The following is an 8306-nucleotide window of genomic DNA, read 5'->3' as shown; positions in this document are numbered from 1 at the left end:
ATACCAAAGGTATCGCCGAACTATTTTATATGCATTAATTTAGCAAAACAATAAATAATAATATTAGTTTATAATTATTATATCTCAGTTAATTCTTTCCTCATTAATTCAATTAATTCTTTTTTGATACTCTCAATTAACTGACCATGAATTTGAATTTTTTTTTTATACTCAGCCATCTCTTCTTCATCATTTTTCATTATTAATTTAGGCATAGAAATAAGTAAATGATCAGACTCTTTCATAGCTAGATCATATCCCTCATCAAGACAGTCTAATTTTGCAATCACCTCATCACTAGCTAAAAGCCTAATACTATTAGTTTCTTGCTTTAACTTTATTAAATCTTTGTTTGAATCCAGTGACATAGCCTGTAGCTTTTTTGTAAAAACAATTGAAGCATTCTGCTGTGCTTTTGTTGTTTTAGCATTCGTAAAATTACGATTGAACTCTTCAATTATTTCTTTTATTCTTTCTTGGCTGGAAAAACTTTGTTCTGAATTAAAAGTATCAAGTAGTTTAAAAAAAGTTATATAAATATCTTTTTTACTTTCATATTGATACTTCCTTTTTGCTATTTCTAATTGATGATCTTTTTTTATTTCCTCTAATTTTTCTGTATAATGAGATTTAATATTTTCCGTTTCTTCTACAAGGTTTTTATTTTCGTTTTTCAAAGCTTTTTGTTTTGCTTTCTCATTTACGTATGTAGCAATCCATCCAACAAATAATCCTCCCCCTGAACTTAATAATGTTTTGTATAAGTCTGGAAGTTCTTCAAACAATTCTAACATAATTATTAGTTTTTCTCATATAATAAAAAATATTTCTCATATGAGCTATAATTTAGGGAAAATAATAGGTCTTACTTCATCTTCATCTGAAATTTCCTTTTCTAATTCACGTATATATATATCTAAATTACTTAATCTTCCTGTTTCAACATTTAATAACCTTTTGATCCCTTCGTTTACAATCTGATTTTGTTTAACGATTTTAAGGATTAGCTCGAATAGTTTTTTTTGATTCTCCATATGAATTTATAATTATTATCAAAATGACACATACATTATCTAAAGTAATGAATTTAAACCAATTAAACAAACATCCGCTACTTTTCTTCTAAGAACTCCATATTTGATATCGACGAATTTATTAAAACAATAAATAAAAATTATAAAATCACAGTCTGTATAGAGTGTGCAGGAGCTGATAACTTAGCAGACATTCCTTCAATCCAAAGATGGGCATCGATATCATTATCCGTGTCATTCATCACTACTGTAACCAGCTGTCCGTTTTCATTCATAAATGTAGTAGAAGTCAGGGCTACTCTATTTGAGGAGGTTCCTATTCTTTGTGCATTCGGTTTTACAAATTTGGAAACATGTCCAACATAATAATACTCATAAGTATAATGCACCTCACCCGTTTTTGTATCCGCAATAATAGGAGCAAAACAGAAATTTCCAACATGATTTGGTCCTCCTGTTTCATCTAGCAAAATATTCCAATCGGTCCATAAAGCAGTTCCTTTATTAAAATCATTAATCATATTTCTTCCATAGAGCTCTCCTAAGCTTACTTCATAAATTTTAGACATATCAAACTGCTCTTTACATCCTTCCGTAAAAGCCAAAAATTTATTTGGAAAAGCTCTTTGGGTTTCAATTAAATTATCAAAGAGCTGCGTTTTATTATTCCATGTTTCATACCAGTGATAGCCAATTCCTGAAACAAATTTTGAAGTTTCCGAATCTCCTAAAGTAGTGGTCGCTCTTTGATAAATCAAGTCTCTATTATGATCCCAGATCATCACTTTTTTATCTTTATACCCATTCTTCCATAGTGTAGGACCTAAATTATTTTTAAGAAAAGTCCCTTCTTCCTCCGCTGTATAAATACAAGATTCCCAAGTCTGTGTAGCCATAGGTTCATTTTGAACCGTCAGTCCCCAGACATTAATTCCTCTTTTCTCGTATTCTTTGATAAATTTAATGTAGTAATCCGCCCAAGTTTGATAAAAAGTATTCTCTAATCGTCCCCCTTTGAACATACTTTTATTAGATTTCATCCATGCTGGAGGACTCCAAGGAGAAAAATAGAAAGTAAAATTGTTTCCAATAGCTTGTTGTGCTTCTTTAATCAATGGAATTTTATATTTCTCATCATGGGCAATAGTAAATGATTGTAAAGAAGTATCATTATCTCTAACGTAAGTATAGGAATCACTTGAGAAATCACAAGAGTTCATATTAGTACGAACGACAGTGTATCCCAATCCATTTTTACCATAATAGGCATCAATTATTTCTTTCTGTTTATTCTTTGGAAGTTTATAAAAAGTTTCAGCTGCCGCATCCGTAATGGCGCCACCAATACCTATTAACTTTTGATATTTGAATTCTGGAGCTACAAAAATACAGGCATCTGTTTCTTTAGGTTGATCCATTTTCTCGAATTTTATGATCCCTTTATCTACCATTTTTTCATTCGTTTTGGAACTCGTAAAAATTACCTTTGCTGTTTTCCCTGTATTTTTTTTCCAATAATTTTGTGCATTTGCATTGAAAACTATTCCAACGACCAAATAACTTACGATTAATTTTTTACAAACCATATTTTTATTATTTCTATGAAGTTTTTTGAAACTTTAATTTTATGATATCTTATTTAGATTAGAACAAAAATTATTTATTTTGGTAGATCCTTACATAGTCTATATAGAATTTTTGAGGAAAAACTTGATCATCAATCCCCTTTATTCCACCCCAAAGCCCACCAACAGCTACATTTAAAATTAAAAAATAAGGTCGTTCAAAAGGCCACATTTCTCCATTTTTCTCATTTTTATAGGATAAAAACTTTATATTGTCTATATAAAAATCTATATGATCCGGTGTCCAATCTGCTTTATAAATATGAAATCTCTCACTGGCATCATCTACTTTTAAAGTATCTGTTTTTTGATCTACTTTACGATTGTTATAATTTTTTGTATGAATAGAAGCATGAATAGTTCCTTGATTATACCCCACATGTTCCATAATATCAATTTCTCCATCATTGGGCCATTTATCTGTATTTTCACTGAGCATCCAAATGGCGGGCCACGTTCCTTTACCTTTTGGTAATTTAGCCCTCACTTCAATAGTGCCATACTGAAAAGAAAACTTTCCTTTTGTTAACAATCTTGCCGAAGTATATTCACTATCTTCCCAATTTTCTTTTCTTGCTTCTATAATAAGACTTCCGTTTTCTACTCTGGCATTTTCCAAACGCTTTTGCGTATAGAATTGAGACTCTTCATTTCCAAAACCATGCCCACCGACATCATAGTTCCATTTTTTAGAATCAGGTAATCCTCTATAATTAAATTCATCACTCCAGACTAATTGTTTTTTAGCATTTCGTTTACTTGATATACAATTCAATGTAAAACACATTAAAGCTCCTCCAATTAAAAAATGAATATTATTTCGATTAATTACATTCATAGATTTACTTACCTCTTTTTAATAGAAACTTTTATTTTATCCAATTAACTCTTTTTATTTGTACATCTTTAGAATCAGTTCCAACCATAATATCAAATTCTCCGCTTTCCCAATCAAAGTTTAATTCATCATCATAAAATTTCAGGTCCTCGGTAGTAAGTATAAACTGGACCTCTTTACTTTCTCCTTTCTTAATAAAAACCTTTTGAAATCCCTTTAATTCTTTTATGGGTCTTATCACTTTTCCAAACAAATCTCTTATATACAACTGTACGACTTCTTCCCCATCATAATTTCCAACATTGGAAACATTGACATTGATATTCAATTTCTGATTTCCCGTAAGATTGGTAGAACTCAAATTCATATCAGCATATTTAAATTGAGTATAGCTCAATCCATATCCAAATGGGAATTTCGGATCATTATCTAGGTCTATATAAGCTGAAACATAATTTCGGTCCGTATTATTTTTCGCTGGCCTTCCCGTGTTATAATGGTTATAATAAATGGGAATTTGTCCTTCTGTTCTCGGGAAAGTCATAGGAAGCTTACCCCCGGGATTTACTATCCCAAACAATACGTCTGCAATAGAGTTTCCCGCTTCAGTACCCAGCCACCAAGTATACATAATTCCCGGAATATGATCTGCAGCCCAATTAAATATCAAAGGTCTTCCTGCATTAATCAATAAAACAATAGGTTTACCTGTTTTGGCAATTTCTTTTAATAAATCTTCTTGAACCCCTGAAAAATGAAGGTTACTTCTACTTTTAGCCTCACCACTCATGGCATGGCCTTCCCCTAAAGTCATTATAACCACATCTGCTTTTTTTGCTGTTTCAATAGCTTCTGCAAACATCGAGGTATCTTGATCATCCACATTGGATCCTTTGGCATACAATAGCACGGAGCTTTTGTCTAATTGATTTTTAATCCCTTCAAATTGGCTTACAATTCTTTGATTATCATCTTTAAATGCAATAGACCAAAATCCATGATTAGCGATTGTTTCTTTCCCAAAAGGACCAATCAATGCAACTGTTTTTGTCGACCTTGAAAGAGGAAGAATATTATTTTGATTTTTTAATAAAACAATACTTTTTGAACCAAACATTCTGCCGAATTTTCTATTTTCCGGATTATTTGTCTGTTCTTTTTGTCTTTTTTCATTACTATATCGGTAAGGATTATCAAATAATCCCATTTCAAATTTCTTAACTAAAATTCGTTTTACTGCATCATCAATCACCCCTACATCTACCTTTCCTTCCTGAACCAATTTTGGAAGTTCAGCCATATAAGCACGACTTTCCATATCCATATCACTTCCGGCAAGAATGGCTTTTTCTGCGGCTTCTTTCATATCTTTAGCATAACCATGAGGAATCATTTCTCCGATACTTCCCCAGTCTGAAACTACAAAACCTTGATAATTCCAACTGCCTTTTAATAACTCTCTTAAGATATATTTATTGGCCGTGGCAGGAATACCATTAATATCATTAAAAGAATTCATAAACGTTGCAACGCCGGCGGCTGAAGCGGCTTTAAAAGGGGGTAGATACGTTTCATTTAATTGTCTTAAGCTCATATCAACAGAATTATAGTCTCTTCCACCCACTGCTGCTCCATAGGCCGCAAAGTGTTTTGCACAAGCCATAATAGCGTCAAGGTTCCCTAAACCCTTTCCTTGAAAACCTTTAATTCTTGCCAACCCAATTTGAGTCCCTAGATACGTATCTTCTCCCGCACTTTCCATTACTCTCCCCCATCTTGGATCTCTGGCAATGTCGACCATGGGTGCGAAAGTCCAGTGAATCCCATAGGCCGAAGCTTCAGTAGCTGCGATTCTTTCGGATTGCTCAATGAGTCCTAAATCCCAACTTGCTGCTTGCCCAAGATTTACCGGAAATGTTGTTCTATATCCATGAATAACATCCTGACCAAAAAGTAAAGGTATTTTTAACCGAGATTGTAGAGCCAGTTTTTGAAAATTTCGAGTTTCTTCTCCTCCTGCCACATTGAGCATAGAACCTACTCTTCCTTGTTTTATTTCCTCTAAAACTGTTGCAGAATTCGAATTCTGAGGACCGGTTGCATATTCAAACCCACTGTATTGAACCAACTGTCCTACTTTTTCATTCAATGTCATTTGAGACAACAATTCGGAAACTTTTTGGTCGATCGTCTTTTGCCCAAATGTATTGATGCTTAGTATGCCCACCAACAATAGAAAACTCGCCTTTTTCATAATGTAACAAAATATAGTTGCTTTTCATTTTCCCAAATGACTACAATCGAAATTAAGGAAAAGTTCTTTATTATCAATTTGGGACAATAAAAATATGTTTTTAAAAAAAATTAACATAATATTAATTAATAATTTATATTTTATACTATTTACGAAAATAAAAATATTTAATTAATTAAAAACAAAAATAAAATAAATTAATTACATTTCTAAAATAGATCCAACACATTCCTCTGTTTCTCTTTCCCTACAATTTATCATTTCATTACTATTTGAAAAACAAATTCTTACATTTTACTCTTTATATATTTTATGTTCAGTATTCGTATTATTACTAATAAGTTTACTATATTTCACTATGCTAAGAAGAAGATTTATAAAATAATTTTACTTTTACTACCATGAAAATCATCGACTCCAAAATTAAACAAACCCTTCAGGAACTTATTGATACAAAAAACTTTGTGCCACACCTCTCTGTGGATTGTACCATATTTGGTTTTCATAATAATATCCTGAAAGTATTACTTTTAAAATATCATGATCTTGATCTTTGGTCACTTCCGGGAGGCTTTGTCTTTAATGAAGAAGACCTTCGAGAGGCAGCAGCGCGAGTTTTATATGAAAGAACACATCTTAAAGACTTATTTTTAAAACAATTCCATACTTTTGGACGAATTGATCGTACCGAAAACAATATACATCAGATTTTATTAAGGAATAAAGGCATAGAAGTACCTAAAGATCATTGGATATTTCAACGTTTCATTACCGTAGCCTATTGTAGTCTTATTGACTTTTCGATTACTCATACTTTTCCTGATTCTTTTAATGAAACTTGTGAATGGTTTGAAGTAAATAACCTTCCGGAAATGGCTTTCGATCATGATAGAATTATTGAAACAGGATTAGAATACCTGAGAATGAATATCAACACAGAAGTGGCAGCCAGTAATTTACTCCCAGAAAAATTTACCATGAAAGATCTTCAATCTCTCTACGAAACCATATTGGGGCAACAATTTAGGAGAAACAACTTTCAGCGTAAAATTTTAAGTTTACATATTCTTGATCGATTGGAGAAACTTTATGACGGTTCTGCCAATAAGGCTCCCTATCTTTATAAATTTAAAAATCATATCCACACTTCGACAAATCGATATCCTATATCTAATGACGAAGAAATTCACAACCTGTAGATTAAATTAATTATACTCTATTGAAATTCAATAATAATCAGTATTTTTAAAAAAAATTTCTCTGAAATACTGAAAAGTATTACTTTTAGCCAAATCAAAAAACATGTCATATTATCCTCTTACAAGTATTCCCGATTATTACGGAATTGATGCGTTACTCAGTGAAGAACACAAACTTATTCGCCAATCCATTAGAGATTGGGTAGAAAGTTTTGTAATGCCACAGATTGATCATGCAGCACAAAATCACACAGATATTCCTGGTTTAATGAAAGAATTGGGGAAAGTTGGAGCTTTGGGGCCTTATATTCCGGTGGAATATGGAGGTTCAGGTTTGGATCAAATTTCTTACGGTCTTATTATGCAAGAACTAGAAAGAGGAGATTCTGCTGTACGTTCTGCTGCTTCTGTACAAAGTTCCTTGGTCATGTTTCCTATCAATGAATACGGTTCTGAAGAACAAAAAAGAAAATATTTACCCAAATTAGCTGCTGGAGAATTCATCGGTTCTTTTGGACTTACTGAGCCTAATCACGGTTCCGATCCAGGATCTATGGAAACCCATTTTAAGGATATGGGAGATCATTATCTCTTGAACGGTGCTAAAATGTGGATAACCAATTCTCCTGTATGCGATATCGCGGTAATTTGGGCCAAAAATGAAGAAGGAAAAGTTCAAGGACTTATCGTTGAAAGAGGAATGGAAGGCTTTACCACACCGGAAACACATAATAAATGGAGTTTAAGAGCATCTAAAACAGGAGAATTAGTATTTAATAATGTTAAGGTTCCTAAAGACAATCTTCTTCCTGGAGTAACTGGTTTAAAAGGACCTCTTTCTTGCTTAAATTCAGCAAGATATGGAATATCATGGGGAGTAATTGGAGCTGCAATTGATTGTTATTGTACTGCTGTTCAATATTCCAAAGAAAGAAAACAATTTGGAAAACCTATTGGATCTTACCAGTTACAACAAAAAAAATTAGCTGAATTTTTAACAGAAATTACTAAGGCTCAATTGTTATGTCTTCAGTTGGGTAATCTTAAAAATGCCCATAAAGCAACTCCTGCTCAAATTTCAATGGCAAAAAGAAATAATGTTAAAATGGCTATTGATATCGCAAGAGAATCCCGACAAATTTTAGGAGGAATGGGAATCATGGGTGAGTTCCCTATGATGAGGCATGCTGCCAATCTAGAATCAGTTATCACGTATGAAGGGACACATGATGTACATTTACTGATTACAGGATTAGATATTACAGGAATCAACGCCTTTTAATAATCAAAATATAAAAACAGAGCATATGATATATGTTCTGTTTTTTTTAATTCACAGTGTAAAGAATTAATATT

7 protein-coding genes are annotated in these 8306 nt (G+C 32.3%); 2 read left to right on the top strand and 5 right to left on the bottom strand.

Annotated features, from left to right (window positions below; translation table 11 throughout):
* Nucleotides 1-77 precede the first annotated feature (77 nt).
* The 5 genes from CHRY9293_RS16090 to bglX form a co-directional block, all read right to left on the bottom strand.
* The gene (locus tag CHRY9293_RS16090; protein WP_162033921.1) at nucleotides 78-794 is read right to left on the bottom strand and encodes a hypothetical protein; all 717 of its coding nucleotides are present in this window, start codon (nucleotides 792-794) and stop codon (nucleotides 78-80) included.
* 45 nt (nucleotides 795-839) lie between these two features.
* Nucleotides 840-1034 (bottom strand): hypothetical protein, encoded by a 195-nt coding sequence (locus CHRY9293_RS16085; protein WP_162033920.1) that lies wholly within the window; start codon nucleotides 1032-1034, stop codon nucleotides 840-842.
* 140 nt (nucleotides 1035-1174) lie between these two features.
* Nucleotides 1175-2620 carry a glycoside hydrolase family 30 protein gene (locus CHRY9293_RS16080; protein WP_162033919.1) on the bottom strand — a complete coding sequence of 482 codons (1446 nt, stop codon included), beginning with the start codon at nucleotides 2618-2620 and terminating at the stop codon, nucleotides 1175-1177.
* A 70-nt stretch (nucleotides 2621-2690) separates the two neighbouring features.
* Nucleotides 2691-3497, bottom strand: coding sequence for a glycoside hydrolase family 16 protein (locus CHRY9293_RS16075; RefSeq protein WP_162033918.1), 807 nt, complete (start codon nucleotides 3495-3497; stop codon nucleotides 2691-2693).
* A 31-nt stretch (nucleotides 3498-3528) separates the two neighbouring features.
* Complete coding sequence (gene bglX / locus CHRY9293_RS16070; RefSeq protein WP_162033917.1) at nucleotides 3529-5751, bottom strand: beta-glucosidase BglX; 2223 nt, start codon at nucleotides 5749-5751, stop codon at nucleotides 3529-3531.
* A gap of 401 nt (nucleotides 5752-6152) precedes the next feature.
* On the opposite strand from bglX, the gene CHRY9293_RS16065 reads away from it, so the two are divergent.
* Together CHRY9293_RS16065 and CHRY9293_RS16060 are read left to right on the top strand one after the other, a co-directional pair.
* Nucleotides 6153-6950 (top strand): NUDIX hydrolase, encoded by a 798-nt coding sequence (locus CHRY9293_RS16065; protein ID WP_162033916.1) that lies wholly within the window; start codon nucleotides 6153-6155, stop codon nucleotides 6948-6950.
* Nucleotides 6951-7053: 103 nt separating this feature from the next.
* Nucleotides 7054-8232 carry an acyl-CoA dehydrogenase family protein gene (locus tag CHRY9293_RS16060; protein WP_162033915.1) on the top strand — a complete coding sequence of 393 codons (1179 nt, stop codon included), beginning with the start codon at nucleotides 7054-7056 and terminating at the stop codon, nucleotides 8230-8232.
* Nucleotides 8233-8306: the final 74 nt, after the last annotated feature.

This window comes from Chryseobacterium potabilaquae (assembly GCF_902728265.1).
GTDB lineage: Bacteria > Bacteroidota > Bacteroidia > Flavobacteriales > Weeksellaceae > Chryseobacterium > Chryseobacterium potabilaquae.
Note: the sequence above shows the minus strand (reverse complement) of the source record. Positions and strands in the feature narration are given on the sequence as shown.